1 protein-coding gene (running past one end of the window) is annotated in these 20203 nt (G+C 70.8%); it reads right to left on the reverse strand.

The features are described 5' to 3' along the window. Positions 1-20203, reverse strand: partial view of a non-ribosomal peptide synthase/polyketide synthase gene (locus tag IRT45_RS25380; RefSeq protein WP_194808386.1) — the 3' portion only. It continues 11543 nt past the right edge of the window; 20203 of the gene's 31746 nt are visible here — the last part of the coding sequence; its start codon lies beyond the right edge, outside the window; it ends in the stop codon at positions 1-3.

The raw sequence follows: 20203 nt of genomic DNA on the forward strand, positions 1-20203 counted from the left end.
TCAGACCGTTTCGCCGTCGTCCGGGTGTTCGCCGACTACCGCGCCGATGCGTCGCAACGATTCCGCGGAAGTCATGCGCCAGTGGGTGGTGGGCAGGTGGTGGCGCCGCACCGTGCCAGTGACCGCCGGTATCCACCGTTCGGCGGCCGGCTCGCTCGAGGCGTCGTGGGCGGCGACGAAGTACGTCAGATCGCCGCGGTAGATCCGGGGCCGATAGGCGGCGGCCAGATCGACCGATCCCAGCGCCGCCTCGAGGACGGCGGTGATCCGCTCCCGGCCCAGCGACGCCAACGGTTCGGGCAGCGCGTTCAGGATCGCGGCGGGATCGTCCGGCATGGCGGCGCCGAACTCCTCGAAGCGCTCCCCCAGCAAGCCGCCCAGCAGTTCTGCCGTCGCGACCGGCTCGGACTCGTCGGCATCCGGTTCGCCGAATCGGCTGTCCATCACGGCCAGCAGGCCGACCCGCTCACCCTCCTCCTGCAATTGCACCGCGACGGCATGGGCGAGCACACCGCCGAGCGACCAGCCCAGCAGGTGATAGGGCCCTTCCGGCTGCACCGAGCGGATCGCCTCGACATAACGCCGCGCCCACTGTTCGACGGTGCCGGGCAACTCCTCCCCGCTCAGCGCCGGCGATTGCAGACCGTAGAGCGGCCGCTGCACCGAGGCGGCCAGTCCGGCGAACGACCAGGACACACCGCCGACCGGATGCACACAGAACAGCGGCTCGCCGATACCGTTGCGCCGCAACGGAAGCAGCACGTCGAAGGCGGCGCCGGGATCGATCTCGCCCGTCGCCCGGTCCAGGTCGGCCAGCACTGCCGCGGGCGTCGGCGCGGCGAACAGCGTCAGCACCGGCACCTGCCGCTCCAGGGCCGCACTCAGCCGCGCCGCGAGCGTGGTCGCCGAGAGCGAGGTGCCGCCCAATTCGAAGAAGTTGTCCTCCAGGCCGATCCGCTCCACACCCAGCACCTGCGCGAAGGTGGTGCAGACCAGCGCCTCGGCCGGGGTCCGCGGCGCGCGGAATTCGCGCACCGCGCGCGCCGGCGCCGGTAGGGCGCGGCGGTCGAGCTTGCCGGACGCGTTCACCGGAAGTTCGTCGAGGACGACCACGGCCGCCGGAACCATGTAGCCGGGCAGACGCCGCGCGAGTTCGGTCCGCAGCCGATCGGCGTCGACGGCATGACCGGCCTCGGCGACCACATAGGCCACCACCTGCTGGTCCGCACCGTCGTCACCGCGCACCAGTGCGACGGCCTGAGCGACCTCGGGCTGCGCGACCAGCGCCGCCTCGATCTCCCCGGGCTCGATCCGCAGCCCGCGCAGCTTCACCTGGAAGTCCGAGCGGCCGCGGTACTCCAGCTCACCGTCGGCGTTCCACACCACCAGATCGCCGGTGCGGTACATGCGTTCCCCGAAAGCCCCGCCCATGCCCCCGGACTCACCCACGAAGGGGTCGGCCACGAACCGGTCCGCGGTCAGATCGGCGCGCGCGAGATATCCGCGCGCCAGCTGGGTCCCGGCGAGGTACAGCTCGCCGGTGACACCCGCCGGTACCGGGCGCAGTCGCGAATCCAGCACGTAGACACGGGTGTTGAAGACCGGCCGTCCGATCGGCACCACAGCGGTGTCGGCATCGGTGACCTCGTGGTATGTCACGTCCACCGCGGCCTCGGTCGGCCCGTAGAGGTTGTGCAACCGGGCGCCGGTCAGCGTCCGCAACCGCTGCGCCACCGCCGGCGGTAGCGCCTCGCCGGAAGCGAATACCCGCCGCAGCGAGCTCCCGGCCCCGGCCGCCGACTCGGCGACGAACACCGCCAGCATCGACGGTACGAAATGCACGGTGGTGACCGATTCGGCCGCGATCAGGCGGGCCAGGTATGCGGGATCGCGGTGTCCCTGCGGTGTGGCCAGCACCAGCCTCGCGCCGATCTGCAACGGCCAGAACAACTCCCACACCGACACGTCGAAAGTGACGGGCGTCTTCTGCAGCACCACATCGTCGGTGTCGAGCCGGTATTCCGACTGCATCCACACCAACCGGTTCACGATCGCCCGGTGGCTGACCGCCACACCCTTCGGGCGGCCCGTCGACCCGGAGGTGAAGATCACGTAGGCGACGGCGTCGGGACACAACGGGCGTACCCGGTCCGCATCGGTGACGGCGGCGTCGCTGTAGTTTGTGAGGTCCAGCCGATCCAGGGCGAGCGCGCCGTCGATGGTCGAATCCGCGAGCGCCAGCACACAATCCGGTGTCGCGGTATCGAGGATGTGACGAATGCGCTCGTCCGGCTGATCCGGATCGATCGGGACGTAGGCGGCGCCGGCCTTGAGTACCGCGTAGACGGCGGTCAGCAGCTCGACCGAGCGCGGCAGCGCCACCGCCACCCGCTGCTCCGGGCCGATCCCCCGGCCGATCAGATACCGCGCCAGCCGGTTGCTCCGGGCATCGAATTCGGTGTAGGTCAGAACCCGTTGTGCCACAGTGCTTCCCGCACGGTCCTCGGCGAGTGCCACCGCCTCCGGATATGCGGCCACCGCGGCCGCGAACCGGGCGGTCAGCGTGTCCGGATGGTCGCCGCCCGAGACGGGTGACAGCTCCCGCGCGGTGTCGTTGTAGTCGACCAGAATGCGGGTACGTTCGGCGTCGTCCAGCAGGTCGATATCGCCGATCGCGACCTCCGCGTCGGCGGCGACCCGGTCGATCACCCGCAGGAAGCGCTGCACGAAGTTCTGCACCGTGGCCGGGTCGAACAGGTCGGTGGCATAGGTGACGGCGGCGGAGATGCCCGCCGGGGCGCCCTGCTCGTCGTAGGTGTCCGTCAGATACCAGTGCAGATCGAATTGCGATGTGCGCGTGTCGACCTCGAGTTCGCCGACCGTCACGCCGGGCAGCCGCACGTCGGTCCGATTCAGGTTCTGGAACGACAGACCCACCTGGAACAGCGGATGCCGTGCCGTCGACCGGACCGGACCGAGCAGTTCCACCAGCCGCTCGAACGGCACATCGCTGTTGGCGAAGGCCGCCAGATCCGTCTCGCGCACCTGGTCGAGCAGCTCGGCGAACGATGCCTGCGGCGCGACCCTTGCCCGGAGGACGAGGGTGTTGACGAACATGCCGATCAGGTCGTCGAGTTCCGCCTCGCCCCGGCCCGCGATGGGCGCACCGACCGCGACATCCTCGGTGGCGGCGAGCCGGGCCAGCAGGATCGACAGCGCGGCGCGGACCACCATGAACAGGGAGGCGTGCCGGGTACGCGCCAACCGGTGCAGGGCGGCATGCCGCTCGGCGCCGATCTCGAACGTCAGCGCCCGGCCTCGTAGCGACTGCATCTTCGGGCGCGGCCGGTCCGTGGGCAGTGGCAACTGTTCGGGCAGATCCGCGAGGGCGGATCGCCAGTGTGCGAGCTGACCCGCGACCAGCGACCGCGGATCGTCCTCCGCACCGAGCAGTTCGCGCTGCCACAGTGCGTAATCGGCGTACTGCAGCGGCAGCGGGGACCATCGCGGCGCCGCACCGGCCGTGCGCGCCGCGTAGGCGGTCAGCAGATCCCGGGTCAGCGGCACGGCGGAGGCGCCGTCGGCGCAGATGTGGTGCATCGACAGCACCAGGATGTGCTCGCAGGAGTCCGTGACCCGCAGCAGCGCCGCTCGCACCGGAATGTCACACGTGACGTCGAAGGGGCGCGAAAGCAATTGCGCGACTGCGCTTTCCGCCTCGTCGGCGGTTACCGATCCGACCGTGAACTCGGCGTCGGCGCAGGCCAGGATGTGCTGGAACGGTCCGTCGTCGGCCTGCGGGTAGACGGTCCGCAACACCTCGTGCCGCTCGACCACATCGGCGACGGCGAGCTCGAGCGCCGCGGCGTCCACCGCACCGGTCAGGCGCACCGCGAACGGCACGGTGTAGGCCGCGGAGGCGGGATCCAAGCGGTTGAGCAGCCACATCCGCTGCTGCGCCGGTGACAACGGGATCCGTTGCGGCCGGGGCCGGGCGGTGAGCGCGACCCTCGCCGTACCGGCGTGGGCGGCGAGCCGTTCGGCCAGCGCACGCACCGTCGGCGCCTCGAACACCGTGCGCACCGGGATCCGGGTCGCCGTCCGGGCGCCCAGGCGCGCGACGACCTGGGTGGCGATGAGTGAGTTGCCGCCGAGTTCGAAGAAATCGTCGTCGGCGCCGACCCGTGGCACGCCGAGCGCCTCGGCGAGCACCGCGGCGACCAGACGCTGCTGCGGCGTGGCCGGTTCGCGATACGGCCGCGCCTGGAACTGTGGTTCCGGCAACGCCTTTCGATCCAATTTGCCCACCGGGGTGAGCGGCACGCGGTCGAGGACGACGACCGCGGCCGGGACCATATGCGACGGCAGACTGCGCGCGGCGTAGGCGGTCACCTGCTGCGGATCGATCGAACGTCCCGGCGCCGCACGCACATACGACACCAGTGCCGTGGCCCCGGCCGGTGTCTCGCGGCCCAGGGTGACCGCGAAATCGATGTCGTCGTGGCCGGTGAGCACCGCGTCGATCTCGCCGAGTTCGATGCGGAAGCCGCGCACCTTGACCTGGAAGTCGGTGCGGCCCAGATATTCCAGCTCCCACTCGCCCGTGCCGCCCACGATCCAGCGGACCAGGTCGCCGGTGCGATACATCCGGGTGCCGGGCGCACCCCACGGGCAGGCGACGAAACGGCCGGCGCTCAGTCCCGCCCGGGCGTGGTAACCGCGGGCCAGGGCCGCACCCACGACGTACAGCTCACCCGCGACACCGGGCGGCACCGGCTGCATCCGCGCGTCGAGCACAAGCGTGGTCGTGCCCGGCACCGGGGTGCCGATGGTGATCGGCACGCCCGCGACCAGGACCGCGTACGCGGAGGAGATGGTGGCCTCGGTCGGGCCGTAACTGTTGACGAAGCGGCGGCCGGGCTGCCATTTGGCCAGCAGTTCCGGCGTGGTCGCGTCGCCGCCGGCGCCGACGACCTCGAGGTCGGGCAGTCCGGACGGATCCACGGTGGCCAGCATGGCCGGAGTGATCATGGTGTGGGTGACCCGCTCGTCGCGCAGCAGATCGGCGAGTTCCTGTCCGCCCAGCACCGACGGCGGCGCGATGACCAGGGTGGCTCCGCTGCCGAAGGTCAGCAGCCACTCCTCCAGCGACTGGTCGAAACTCGGCGAGCAGACGTGCAGGAAGCGGTGCCGCGGTTGCACCCGGCACAGCCGGGTGGCATGGGCGGCCAGATTGGCGACCCGCCGGTGCGTGACCGTCACACCCTTCGGCAGACCGGTCGAACCCGAGGTGTAGATGGTGTAGGCGGCGTTGTCCGGGCGCAGCGGACGAAGGCGGTCGGCGTCGGTGATCGGATCGGCCGATCGGCGCGCGCAGGCGGCGGCGGTGGCGTCGTCGTCCAGTGCCAACCAGGTGATGGCCGCCGCAGGCAGATCGGCGGCGAATTCACCTGTGGTGATACCGATTACGGCGGCGGAGTCAACCACCATGTGTCGCACCCGATCGGGTGGGTAGCTCGGATCGACCGGCACGTACGCGCCGCCGGCCTTCGCGACCGCCCAGACCGCGGCGATCATCTCGTAGGAGCGCGGCAGCGCGATCGCCACCGACCGCTCCGGCCCGACACCCGCGTCGATGAGCATCCGGGCCAGCTGTGAGGACTGCCGGTCCAGCTCCCCGTAGGTCACCGATCGGCCGTCGATGCGCACCGCGACCCGGTCGGCACCGTAACGCAGGCCGCGCGTGAAGATCTCCGGCAGCAGCCCGTCGGCGAGGACCGGTCCGCCGTCCATCCGGGTGAACTGCTCGTACTCCGCCTCGGACAGCAGCGGCAGGCTGCCGACGGGCTGCTCCGGGGTCGCGGCCACGGCCGCGAGCAGTCCGGTGAAGCGCCGGGCGAACGACTCGACGGTGGTGTGGTCGAACAGATCACGCGCGTACGAGAGGTCGGCGAGCAGTCCCTCCCCGGTCTCCTGCACGGTCAGCGAGAGATCGAACTGTTCGGCGTCGAAGTCGAAATCGACGGCCTCGACCCGCAGGCCGGGCAGTGCCACATCGCGCTGCGGCAGGTTCTGGAAGGTCAGCATCACCTGGAACAGCGGATGGCGTGCCGTGGAGCGCTCCGGATTCACCAGCTCCACCAACCGCTCGAACGGCAGATCGGCGTGTCCGAACGCCTGCAGGTCGGTATCGCGTGCGGTGCGGAGCAATTCGGCGAAGCTCACCTCGCCCGGCACCCGGGTGCGCAGCACGAGGGTGTTGACGAACATGCCGACCACATCGTCGAGTTCGGCCTCGCCGCGGCCCGCGATCGGGGTACCGACGGCGACGTCGTCGGCACCGGCCATCCGCGCCACGAACAGCGCCCACGCGGCGTGCACGACCATGAACAGTGTCGCGTTGTGGGCGCGGCCCAGCTCGGCCAGATCCGTGCGCAGCTGCCCCGAGAGGGGGAACACCACTCGTCCGCCGCGCGCGGACTGCACCGCCGGACGTGGGCGATCGGCGGGCAGATTCACCTCGTCCGGCAGACCGGCCAGCTGCTCGCGCCAGTAGCGGGCCTGCGTCGAGATCAGGCTTCGCGCATCGTCTTCCGAACCGAGCACCTGCCGCTGCCACAACGCGTAATCCGCGTACTGCACCGGCAGCGGGGACCACTGCGGAGCCTCGCCCACGCGGCGGGCGGTATAGGCGAGCATCACATCGCGGGTCAGCGGCCGCATGGACCAGCCGTCGGCGGCGATGTGATGCACCACGAACACCAGCACGTGCTCGTCGGACGAAAGCCGCAGCAGCGCAACGCGGATCGGCACCTCGGAGCTCACGTCGAACCCGGCCGCGGCCAGCTCGGTGATGCGCGCCGCGACCTCCTGCGCGCCGACCGGCCGCGGCGTGAGATCCGCACCCACCTGCGAGGCCGGCAGGATGTGCTGCACGACGCCCTCGGCCGTCTGCGGGTAGACGGTACGCAACACCTCGTGCCGGCTCAGCACGTCGAGCACGGCCTGCTGCAGTGCGTCGACCTGCAGCTGTCCGCGCAACCGCACGGCGGCGGGCACGTTGTAGGCCGCGGATTCCGGTTCGAACTGGTTGAGGAACCACATCCGCTGCTGCGCCAGCGACAGCGGCAGCGCCTCGGGCCGCGGTCCGGCGGTCAGCGCCGTGCGGCCGCCGGAGCCGATGTGGCCGTCCACCCGCACCGCGAGCGCGGCCACCGTCGATGCCTCGAACAGCAGCCGGACCGGAATCCGGGCGTCCAGGGCCGCGCCGAGGCGGGCCGATACCTGGGTGGCCAGCAGCGAGTTGCCGCCGAGGGCGAAGAAATCGTCGTCGGCACCGACCCGGGGCAGCCCCAGCACCTCGGCGTAGATGTCGGCGATCGTCTGTTCCACCGGGGTGGCGGGGGCGCGGTAGGCCGTCGCCTCGAAGGCGGGGCGGGGCAGCGCGGCCCGGTCCAGCTTGCCGTTCACCGTGAGCGGCAGCGCGTCCAGGACGACGAACGCCTCGGGCACCATGTACGACGGAAGTGTCTGTGCCAGCGCCTTTTTCACGTCGGCGACGTCGATATCCCCGGCGGACGGGACGAGGTAGGCGACCAGCCGGTCGGCGGTGCGCGGATCGGATACCGCCAGCACGGCGACCTGCGCGAGCGCCGGCAGCGCGAGCAGCGCCGCCTCGATTTCGCCGAGTTCGATGCGGAAGCCCCGCACCTTCACCTGGAAATCGGTGCGGCCCCGGTATTCGAGTTCGCCGGCCGCGTTCCACGCCACCACGTCGCCGGTGCGATACATGCGCGTTCCGGGTTCGAACGGATCGGCCACGAACCGTTCCGCGGTCAGATCGGCACGGCCGTGATAGCCGCGAGCCAGCTGCGCACCGGCGAGATACAGCTCACCGGGCACGCCCACCGGCACCGGCAACAGCCGCGAATCCAGCACGTACACCCGGCTGTTGGCCTCCGGGCGGCCGATCGGGACGGTCACCGTATCGGTGTCGTCGACGGCGTGGACGGTGATCGAGACCGCGGCCTCAGTCGGGCCGTAGAGGTTGTACAGCCGGGCGGAACTGTCGCGACGCACGCGCTGCGCCGTGGTGGCGGGCAGGGCCTCACCGATGGCGAGGACGCGGCGCAGCGAGGCCGGCAGGCTGCCGCCGGAGGCGGTGAGCAGCGCGTCGAGCATCGACGGGACGACATGCAGCGTGGTCACCTGCTCGCGCCGCATCAGCTCGTCGAGGTAGGCGGGATCTCGGTGGCCGTCCGGTGCGGCGACCACGAGCCGGCCGCCGGAGACGGCGGCGGACCAGAACTCCCACACCGAGAGGTCGAAGGTGGCGGCGGTCTTCAGCAACACCGCATCGTCGGCGCCCAGTCCGAATTCTGCTGTCTTCCAGCGCAACTGATTGACGATCGCCTCATGGGAGACGGTGACGCCCTTCGGCCGGCCCGTCGATCCGGAGGTGAAGACGATATAGGCCGGGTGCTGCGGCAGCAGCGGAGCACGGCGGTCCCGATCGGTCACCGGGGCGGTGGGCAGATCCGGTACGGCGTCGACGTCCACCACTCGCACCGTGTCGTCGTGCAGCGTCGGTGCGATATCCGAGGTGGTCAGCACACACAGCGGAGCGGCGGTAGAGAGGATGTAGCCGACGCGTTCGGCCGGCTGGTCCGGATCGACCGGCACATACGCACCACCGGCGACACCCACCGCGTACATGGCGGCGATCAGCTCGCGGGATCGGCGCAGGGCCAGCGCGACCCGGGTCTCCGGGCCGACGCCCAGCGCGATGAGATGCCGGGCGAGCCGATTGACCTGCGCCGAGAGTTCGGCATAGGTCACCGGTTCACCGGCGCCGTCGCGATCGATGATCAGCGCCGGCGCGGTACCGGCGGCCGCGACCGTCGCGTTCCACAGCGCGGGAAGCGTTGTCGCGCAACCGGGTTCGGCGGTGTCGTTCCAGGTGCGCAGAATCCGCATCCGCTCCTGCGGTGCGAGCAGATCCACCGAGCCGACGGCCCGGGCCGGATCGGCACAGACGGCGTCCAGCAGCCGCAGCAGCCGCTCACCGAAGCCGGCCACGGTGGGCGCGTCGAAGAGCGCGGTGGCGTAGGTCAGGGAGGCGGCCATGCCGAGCGGCGCACCGGACGCGTCGTAGCGGTCGGTGATCACCAGATGCAGATCGAACTGCGAGACGGCGGTGTCGAAATCCGCCGCGCTCACCGTCAATCCGTCCAGCGCGAACTCCGCGGCGGCCTGGTTGTGGAAGGAGAAGCCGACCTGGAACAGCGGATGCCGGGCGGTCGACCGGACCGGGTTGAGCACCTCGACCAACCGCTCGAACGGGATGTCGGCATGGGAGAAGGCGGCCAGATCGCCGTCGCGCACGCCGGCGAGCAGTGTGGCGAAGCCGGCGCCCGGATCGACCTCGGTGCGCAGTACCAGGGTGTTGACGAACATGCCGACCAACTCGTCGAGAGCGCGGTCGCCGCGGCCCGCGACGGGCGTGCCGATCGCGATATCCGTCGAGGCGGCCAGCCGCGACAGCAGGGTCGCGAAGGCGGCGTGCATCACCATGAACAGCGTCGCGCCGTGGGTGCGGCCGATCTCGATCAGGCGGGTGTGTGTCGCCTCGTCCACGGTGAAGTCCACGGTGTCGCCGGCGGTGGAGACCGTCGCCGGGCGCGGCCGATCGGTGGGCAGCGCCAGCTGGTCGGGCAGTCCCGCCAGCGCGTGCGTCCAGTAGCCGATCTGCCGGGTGGCCGGCGAATCCGGATCGTCCTCGGAGCCGAGCACCTCCCGCTGCCAGAGCGCGAAGTCGGCGTACTGGACGGGCAGCGGCGTCCAGCCGGGCGCGGTCCCGGTGCGACGGGCGGCGTAGGCCGTCATCACGTCCCGGGCCAGGGGGACCAGCGAGGAACCGTCGGCGGCGATGTGATGGACGGCCACGACGAGGATGTACTCGCTGCCCGGTGCGTCGGTGACGACGAGCAGCCGGGCCCGCAGCGGCACCGCGGCCGTCACGTCGAACGGCTCGGTGACGAACTGCGATACCGCATCGAGCATGTCGGCACCGGGCAGCGGCATCGGCGCCAACCGCGGCGCGGGGGCGTCGGCGACGGGCAGGATCACCTGCACCGGCCCGGCCTCGGTCTGCGGATAGACCGTGCGCAGCACCTCGTGCCGGGCCACCACATCGGCGAACGCGGCGTTCAGCGCGGCCACGTCGAGATCGCCGCTCAATCGCATGGCCAGCGGGATCGTGTACGCGGCGGAATGTTCGTCCATCCGGTTGAGCAGCCACATGCGCTGCTGTGCGAGCGACAGCGGTACCGGCCCGTCGACAGCGCGCGGGGCCAGGGCCACCCGGGCCGGCCCGCCCTCCGGCGCCGCGGCGACCGACGCCAGGGCGGCCACCGTGGGGTGTTCGAAGACGGCGCGCACGGGCACCGTCGTGTCGAACGCCGTGCCGAGCCGCGCCGCCAATCGGGTTGCGGTGAGCGAGTTTCCACCGAGCGCGAAGAAGTCGTCGTCGAGGCCGAGGCGTCGCGATTCGCCGAGACCGAGCACCCCGGCCACGATCTCGGCGACCGTGGATTCGGCGGCGGTGCGCGGGGCACGGAATTCGGCGACTCGGAAAACCGGCTCCGGCAATGCCTTCCTGTCCAGTTTGCCGGTCGGCGTCAGCGGAATTCGGTCGATGACCATGATCGCGGCCGGCACCATGTACGCGGTGAGGCTGCGGGAGGCATGGGCCACCACGTCGTCCACGTCGACGGTGTGCCCGGGCGCGGGGACCACGTAGGCGACCAGCGATGTCTCCCCCGTGCCATCGAGATGGCCCAGGGTGGCGGCGAATTCGACCGACTCGTGGGCGCCGAGCACCGCGTCGATCTCGCCCAGTTCGATGCGCAGACCGCGCACCTTCACCTGATGGTCCGAGCGGCCCACGTATTCGACGACGTATTCCTCGCCGCGCGCGACCCAGCGCACCAGATCACCGGTGCGGTAGAGCCGCTCGCCCGCAGCGCCGTGCGGATCGGCGACGAAACGTTCGGCCGTCAGCGCCGCCCGCGCGTGGTAGCCGCGCGCCAGTCCCGGTCCGCGCAGATACAGCTCACCGGTGACGCCGACCGGTACCGGGCGCAGCCGCCCGTCGAGCACCACCGCCGACATCCCGGCGATCGCAGCGCCCATATCCAGCGGGTCGCCCGGCCGCTTCACGGCGCTCACGGTCGCGAAGACGGTGGTTTCGGTCGGGCCGTAGGTGTTGTGGAATTCGCGGTCCGCGGCCCAGCGGGCCATCAGGTCCGGACCGTAGGCCTCGCCACCGACCGTCAGCCGCCGCAGCCGCGGCAGGGCGGCGGGGTCGAGGGTCCGCAGTACGGCGGGAGTGATGAAGGCGTGTGAAACACGCTGGGCGGCCATCCATTCCGTCAATTCGTCGCCGCCGTAGACGCCGACCGGCGCGATGACGGCGGTCGCCGAGCCCGCGAAGGCCATCAGCAGTTCCAGCATCGAGGCGTCGAAGCTCGGCGAGGAGGCGTGCAGGACCCGCGCGCCCGAGTCGATCCGGTAGTGCCGGCGATGCGCGGCCACGATCGCCCCGATACCGCCGTGCGTCACCACGACGCCCTTCGGCTTCCCGGTCGTGCCGGAGGTGTAGATCATCCACGCCGGATTCTGCAACCGGACCGGGCGCAGCAGTTCGTGCGCCGCGATCGGCTCCGAAGAGGTAGTGCGCAGGCGTGCGGCGATATCCGGCGCGTCGACGGTGATCGCGCGCACCGTGCCGGGCAGGGCCGCGGCGTCGGCGACGGTCGTGATGCCCACGGCCGCACCGGAATCGGCGAGCATATGCGCGATCCGTTCCGCCGGATAGTCCGGATCGACCGGCAGGAAGGCGGCTCCCGCCTTCGCCACCGCCCACCAGGCCACCACCCACCGCACCGAGCGGGTGATCGCGATGGCGACGAAATCCTCTGCGCCGACACCGGATTCGATCAGAACCCGGGCCAACCGGCTGGACTCGGCATCCAGTTCCGCGTAGCTCACGTCCCGGCCGTCGCCGCACAGCGCGGTACCGGTGGGGTTGCGCCGGGCCGCCTCGGCCAGGAATTCCGCCAGGGTGCGGGCGGCGACGAACGGGGTGGGGCGGGCGTCGAGCAGGGCGGCGTGTTCGGCCGGGGACAGCAGGTCGATATCGCCGACGGCGCGCTGCGGTTCGGCGACGGCCGCACCGATCACCCGGCCCAGCCGTCGCAGCAGTCCGGCCGCGGTGGCCGGGTCGTACAGGTCGGTGGCGTAGGCGAGTTCGAGCGGCAGATGCCCGTCGGCGTCGAGTTCGTCCGACACGGTGAACTGGAGGTCGAATTTGGCCACCGGGCGGTCGAATTCGACCGGTTCCAGGATCAGTCCGGGCACGGCGTGGGTCTGCGAGCCGAGGTTGAGATAGCTCAGCGACACCGTGAACAGGGGGTTGCGGTCGGCCGTGCGCGTCACGCCCAGGGCGTCGACCACGCGGTCGAAGGGCAGCGCCGCATGGGCGAATGCGGCCAGATCGACGGCCCGCGTGTGGTCGAGTACCGCATCGAAGCTGTCGGTGGTCCGGGGCCTCGTCCGCAGCGTCAGGGTGTTGACGAACATGCCGACCAGCTCGTCCAGTGCGCTGGCGCCGCGTCCGGCGACGGGTGTGCCGACGGTGATGTCGTCACCGCCGGACAGCCGGCCCAGCAGCACGGTCAGGGCGGCGTGCCAGACCATGAACGGGGTCGCGCCGTGCGCCTTGGCGAGGCGGTGGACCGCACCGGCGACGGCGCCGTCGATGCGACCGCGCACGACCGCACCCCGGCGCGAGGCCACGGACGGGCGCGGCCGATCGGCGGGCAGGGCGAGTTCGTCCGGCAGATCCGCCAGCGTGCGGGTCCAGAAGTCGAGGTGTTCGGCCTCGGCGGTGTTCAGCGACTCCTGTTGCCACAGTGCGTAATCCGCATACTGCACGGGCAGTTCGGGCCAGTTCGGCGCGGTCCGGGTGCGGCGGGCCAGATAGGCGGCGATCAGATCCCGCAACAGCGGATTCAGCGAATAGCCGTCGGCGGCGATGTGATGGACGACCACCACGAAGACGTGGCTGGTCTCGGATTCCCGCAGGAGCAGGGCCCGCACCGGCGGTGCGGAGGTCACGTCGAAACCGCGTCCGGCGAAGTCGGCGATCGGCTCCGCCGCGGCGCCGGTCCGGGTCTCGAATTCGACAAGCGCCCGGTCGGGCGACAGGACCACCTGGCAGCCCGCGCCGTCGGCATCGAGCGGGTAGTAGGTGCGCAGCGCCTCGTGGCGGGCGACCACATCGGTGAAGGCGGCGTGCATGGTCGCCTCGTCCAGATCGCCGAGGATGCGGACCGCGACCGCGATGTTGTCGGCCGCCGACTCCGGGGCCAGGCGGTTGAGGAACCACATGCCCTGTTGCACCGGCGCCAGCGGAACGACGTCGGGGCGTTCGGCGGCGACCGGGCCGACCAGTTCGGTCGCGACGCCGTCGGTGCCGGCGATCATGGCGGCGGCCAGACCGGCGACGGTCGGATGTTCGAACAGCAGGCGGACCGGAACGCGGCGGCCGTGGCGCTCGCCCAGCCGGGCCAGGACCCGGGTCGCGACGAGCGAATTGCCGCCGAGGGCGAAGAAGTCGTCGTCGGCGCCGACCCGTTCGATGCCGAGTACCTGTTCGAAGGTCTCGGCGACCAACTGCTCGGCCGGTGTGCTCGGCTCGCGGTATTCGTCACCGCCGAAGACCGCCGCGACCCGCGGGTCTCCGGCATCGGGCAGTGCGCCGCGATCGAGCTTGTCGGAGGCGTTGAGCGGGAAGGCGTCCAGGGCGACCACGGCCGAGGGGACCATATATCCGGGCAGTTGGGCGACGGCCGCGTCGCGCGCCCGGTCACCGAGGGCGGCGGCGGATCCGGCGCCGGACGAGGTGACGAACCCGATGAGGTGGTCGCCACCCGGAGCCGCCACGATCCGCACGGCCGCCGCGGCGACACTGGGCACCGCCGCGAGCACGGCCTCGATCTCACCGAGTTCGATGCGCTGGCCGCGGAATTTCACCTGGAAGTCGGTGCGGCCGAGGTAGATCAGCTCGGGTGTGTCACCACTGACGTCCCAGCGCACCAGATCGCCGGTGCGGTACATGCGAGAACCGGGCTCACCGAAGGGATCGGCCACGAACCGGTCGGCGGTGAGGTCGGCGCGGCCGTAGTAGCCGCGCGCCAGCTGGGTGCCGGCCAGGTACAACTCGCCCGCGACGCCGGGCGGGGTCGGCCGCAGCCGCGAATCCAGCACGTAGACGCGGCTGTTCCATTCTGGCCGGCCGATCGGCAGGGCCGGGCGGTCGGTCACCCCGGTGACATCGCGGTAGGTGATGGAGACGGCCGCCTCGGTGGGCCCGTACAGGTTGTGCAGCCGCGCCGGGCTGATCGCGCCGAACGCCCGCACCGTCTCGGCGGGCAATGCCTCACCGATGACGAACACCTGCCGCAGCGACCGCACCTGCGCCGGGGCGACCTGGGCGGCGAAGACGCTGAGCATCGAGGGCACGAAATCGGTGACGGTGACGCCGTATTCGGCGATGGTGTCGGCGAGATAGGCCGGATCGCGGTGGCCGTCCGGGGCGGCCAGAACCAGGGTGGCGCCGATCCGCAACGGCAGGAAGTAGCCCCACAGCGAGACGTCGAAGGTGGTCGCGGTCTTCTGCAGGTACACGTCCGCGGCGGTGAGCCGGTATTCGGCCTGCATCCACGTCATCTGATTGACGATCGCCGCGTGGGTAATGGTGACGCCCTTGGGCTTTCCGGTGGAACCGGAGGTGAAGAGCACATAGGCCGGATGGTTCGCGTACATCGGGCTGTGGCGTTCGTTCACCGCGATCGGATCGTCGCGGTAGGCGTCGAGCGCGACGGTGTCGACCATGACGGTCGGGCCTGCGAAGTCCACCTCGGCGCCGGTGGTGGTGAGCAGCACCGCGGGCCGGGCGGTATCCAGGATGTGGGCGATGCGCTGGGCCGGATGGTCGGGATCGATCGGGACGTACGCACCGCCGGCCTTGAGCACGGCGTACATCGCCACCACCAACGCCGGGGAGCGCCGGATCGAGAGGGCGACCAGCGATTCCGGGCCCACCCCGGCGTCGATGAGGTGGCGCGCGAGGCGGTTGCTGCGGCTGTCGAGTTCACCGTAGGTGAGGACGGCCGGCGCCGAACCGTCGTCCGGGACGTAGCGCACGGCGGGCAGCTGCGGCGCGGTCGCGGCCTGCGCTTCGAACTCGTCGAGCAGCAGTTCCGCCCCGAAACCGATATGCGCCGAGTCGTTCCACTCGGTGAGGACGCGCTCGCGCTCACCGGCGGCGAACAGGTCGATATCGCCGACGACGCGTCGCGGATCGTCGATGACCGACTCGATCACCCGCAGGAACCGGGCGGCCAGACTCTCGATCGTCGTGGCGTCGAAAAGCTCTGTCGCATAGGTGAACCCGATCTCATGTTCGGTGACCGTGACCTGCAGGTCGAACGGATTCACCGCGGTGTCGAGGCGCACCTCACCGACGCTCAGCTCACCCAGCTCGATCGTCACCGGGTTCAGGTTCTGGAAGAACAACGCCACCTGGAACAGCGGATGGTGGGCTTGTGAACGCGGCGGGTCGAGCACCTCGACGAGGCGCTCGAACGGGATGTCGGCGTGGGCGAAGGCGGCGAGATCACCCTCACGCACCTGCCGCAGCACGGCCGAGAACGGTTGCGCCGGCCGGATCTCGGCGCGCAGCACCAGGGTGTTGACGAACATGCCGACCAGATCGTCGAGGACCGCCGCACCGCGCCCGGCGACCGGTGCGCCGATGGCGATATCGGCGGTGCCCGACATCCGGGCGAGCAGGACCGCCAGCGCGGCGTGCACCACCATGAACGGCGTGCTCCCGTAGCGTCCGGCCAGTTCGTCCACGCCGGTTCGCAGCCGCGCGTCGAAGCCGACGGTGACCGTGGCCGCGGTGTGACCGGCAACCGCCGGGCGCGGCCGGTCGGTGGGCAGGTCCAGCCGGGTCGGCAGTCCGCGCAACCGATCGCGCCAGAACTCCAGTTGACGCGCGGCCGAGGAGCCGGGATCGGATTCCGCGCCGAGGACCTCGCGCTGCCACAGCGCGTAGTCGGCGTACTGGATCGCCAGCTCGTGCCACTGCGGGGCGGTTCCGGCGCTGCGGGCCGCGTACGCCGTGGCGATATCGCGGGCCAGCGGTCCCATCGAGAAGCCGTCCGCGGCGATGTGGTGGACGACGAGAACCAGAATATGTTCGGGCGCACCGCTTTCCGATCGCACGGCCAGCAGGGCCACGCGCAGCGGAACCTCGGTGGTCACATCGAACGGTTCGGCGATGAACGCGCCGAGGGCCGCGGCGATGTCGTCCCCGCGCAGCCGCGAGAGCACCGGTACGTGGTCGGCGGGCCGGATCTGCTGATAGCCGATGCCGCCGATATCCGGATACACCGTGCGCAGCGTTTCGTGCCGCGCGACGATATCGGCGAGCGCGGATTCCAGGGCCGCCGTATCCAGCGCACCGGTGAGGCGCAGCGCGACGGGGATGTTGTGCACGCTCTGCCCGGGGTCGAACCGGTTGAGGAACCACAGACGCTGCTGCGCCGGCGAGAGCGGCACCAGATCCGGGCGCGGGCGCGCGATCAGCGGCACAGCGGTGCCGCGACCCGCGAATTCCGCGGCGCGAGCGGCTAATTCACCGACCGTCGGAGCGTCGAAGATCAGGCGCACCGGCAGCTCGGCATCGAGTTCGGCGCCCAGCCGGGCGGCGACACGGGTGGCGGTCAGCGAATTGCCGCCGAGGGCGAAGAAGTCGTCGTCGAGTCCGACGCGGTCGAGCCCGAGCAGCTCCGCGTAGACGGCGGCGACGGCGAGTTCGGCCCGCGTACCGGGAGCGCGGAAGGCGGGTGCCCGGAAAGCGGGCTCCGGCAAAGCTTTCCGGTCCAGTTTGCCCGACGGGTTGAGTGGCAACGCCTTCATGGTCATGATCACCGCCGGGACCATGTATTCGGGCAGCCGTCGGCCACAGTCGGCGCGCAGCCGGCCGGCGTCGAGGTCACGGCCGGATGCGGCGACCACGTAGGCGACGATCCGATCGCCGGTGTCGCGGTCGTCGCGCACCACGGCCACGGCCTGGGCTACGCCCTCGGATTCGCGCAGGGCGCTCTCGATTTCGCCGAGTTCGATGCGCAGGCCGCGCACCTTCACCTGGAAATCGGCGCGGCCCACGTATTCCAGTTCGCCGCCGGCCTGCCAGCGCGCGATATCGCCGGTGCGATACATGCGTTCGCCGGCGCGGAACGGGTCGGCGACGAAGCGGTCCGCGGTCAGGTCCGGGCGGGCGATATATCCCTCGGCCAATTGAGTTCCGGCGAGGTACAACTCACCCGCCACGCCGACCGGTACCGGCCGCAGCGCCGAATCGAGCACATAGACACGGGTATTGGCCACCGGACGGCCGATCGGCACCGTCACGGTGTCGACATCGGTCACCGCGTGGAAGGTCACATCGACCGCGGCCTCGGTCGGACCATACAAGTTGTGCAGCGGCGCACCACCGAGTTCACGCCAGCGCCCGGCGGTATCCACCGCCAACGCCTCACCCGAAGTGAACACACGGCGCAGGCTCGCGGGAGCCATCGCGGAGGTATCGGCCAGTGCGTCGACGAAGACGTCCAGCATCGAGGGCACGAAGTGCGCGGTCGTGATCGTTTCCGCACTCATCAGGTGCGCGAGGTAGGCCGGGTCGCGGTGCCCGTCCGGACGCGCCACCATCAACCGCGCACCCACCTGCAACGGCCAGAAGAACTCCCACACCGACACATCGAACGTCGCCGGAGTCTTCTGCAACACCACATCATCCGAGCCCAACCCGTACTCGGACTGCATCCACACCAGACGATTCACAATCGCCCCGTGACTCACCGCCACACCCTTGGGACGACCCGTCGAACCCGACGTGAAAATCACATACGCCACATGCTCCGGACGCAGCTTGCCCAGCCGATCCACAGTCGTCAGCGGACCGTCGGCATAGCCGGACACGTCCAGCCGATCGAGGTCGAGCACCGGCGGCGCCGACTCCGCGCGCACCGGCGCATCGGTGGTGGCGAGCACACAGGCCGGTCGCGCGGTGTCGAGGACGTAGCGGATGCGTTCGGCGGGATGGTCGGGGTCCAGCGGCACATATCCGGCGCCCGCGGCGACGGTCGCGTACATACCGACCACGAGTTCCAGCGAACGGCGCATATGCAGCGCCACCAGCGATCCGGGGCCCACCCCCTCGGCGATCAGATGGCGGGCGAGCCGGTTCACGCGGGCGCCGAATTCGGCATAGGTCAGCGTCGTCTCCGCGAAGGTGATCGCGGGGGCCTTCGGCGTGCGCGCGACCTGGACGTCGAACAGCACGGGAAGAGTTGCGGTGCGGTCGATTTCGACCGTTGTCGCATTCCAGATGTCGAGGACCTGCAACCGTTCGGACAGTTCCAGCAGGTCGATGTCCCGGATGCGGACGTCGGGGTCGGCGGTCACCGCGGTGAGCACGCGCAGCAGCCGGCGCCCGAGGGCCGACGCCGTCGACGCGTCGAACAGATCGGTGGCGTACCGCAGCACCGCCTGCAGTTCGCGCCCCTGCGCACCGTCGATCTCGGCCAGCGACAGCGCGAGATCGAATTGCGCCACCGGGTTGGCGAGCGGGTAATCGGTCACCTCCAGGCCGGGCAGCCGCAGGTCGGTGCCGGAGCGCTGTTCGAACGACAGCAGTACCTGCACGATCGGCGCATATGCCTGGGAGCGTTCGGGATTCATCTCCTCGACCAGCCGGTCGAACGGCAGGTCGGCGTGCGCGAAGGCCCGCACGTCGGCGTCTCGGACCCGGGTGAGCAGCTCGGCGAACCGCTCGTGGGCGCTGATCCGGGTGCGCAGGACCAGCGTGTTGACGAACATGCCGACCAGATCGTCGAGTGCCTGCACCGAGCGGCCCGCGACCGGGGTGCCGATCGCCAGGTCGTCGGTGCCGGACAGGGTGGCGAGCAGGGTGGCGTAGGCCGCGTGCAGCACCATGAAGGTCGATACGCCCGCGCGGCGGGCCATGGTCTCGACAGCGGCGGTCAGCTCGGCCGGAATGCGGAATTCGATCGCCGCACCCGCGCCCGACGCCACCGCCGGCCGCGGCCGGTCGCCGGGCAGGTCGACGACGGCGGGCAGATCGGCCAGCTCGGCGCGCCAGAAGTCGATCTGGCGGGACAGGCGGGATTCGGGATCGTCGGCGCGCCCCAGGACCGTGTGCTGCCACAGCGCGAAGTCGGCGTACTGCACCGGCAGTGGCTGCCAGTCGGGGACCGCCGCCGCACGGCGCGCGGCGTAGGCGGTGACCAGGTCGCGGGCCAGCGGCGCGGTGGATATGCCGTCGGCCGCGATGTGGTGCACGACCACGAGCAGGATGTGTTCATCCGGCGCGACCCGGAAAGCGCTGATGCGCAACGGAAGGTCGTGGCGCAGGTCGAAGCCGCGTGCCGCCGCGGCGGCGAGTTCGCCGTCCACCTCGCCGGCATTCGCGGCGTGCAGCGTGAGCGCGGTCGCGGCGCAGTCCTCGACGGCGCGAATGTGCTGGCGCGGGCCCTCGGCGTCCTCGGGGAAGATCGTGCGCAGCGACTCGTGCCGTGTCAGCACATCGGCGACCGCCTCGGAGAGGGCGAATTCGTCCAGATCGCCGCGCAGGCGCAGCGCGAACGGAATGTTGTACATCGCCGAATCCGGTTCGATGCGGTTCAACAGCCAGATACGAGTTTGCGCGAGCGACAACGGAATTCGATCCGGGCGTGGCCCCGCCGTCAGGGCCGGCACGGCCACGTCGGGTGCGTCCTCGACGAGGCGGGCCAGCAGGGCGGCGGTGGGTGCGCCGAAGATTTCCGCGACGTTGAGATCGCATCCCAGGGCGGCGTTGACGCGCGCGACCACACGCATGGCGAGCAGGGAGTTACCACCGGCGGCGAAGAAATCGTCGTCGGCGCCGAAGACACCCGGCGAATCGAGGCCCAGTAGTTCGGCCATCACGGCGGCGACCACGGCCTCGGCCCCTTCGGCCGGGGCGCGATAGCCGGACTTCTCCGCGTGATCCACAGCCGGCAAG

Origin of the sequence: Nocardia sp. BSTN01 (assembly GCF_015354405.1) — a bacterium.
In the GTDB taxonomy this organism is placed as follows: domain Bacteria; phylum Actinomycetota; class Actinomycetes; order Mycobacteriales; family Mycobacteriaceae; genus Nocardia.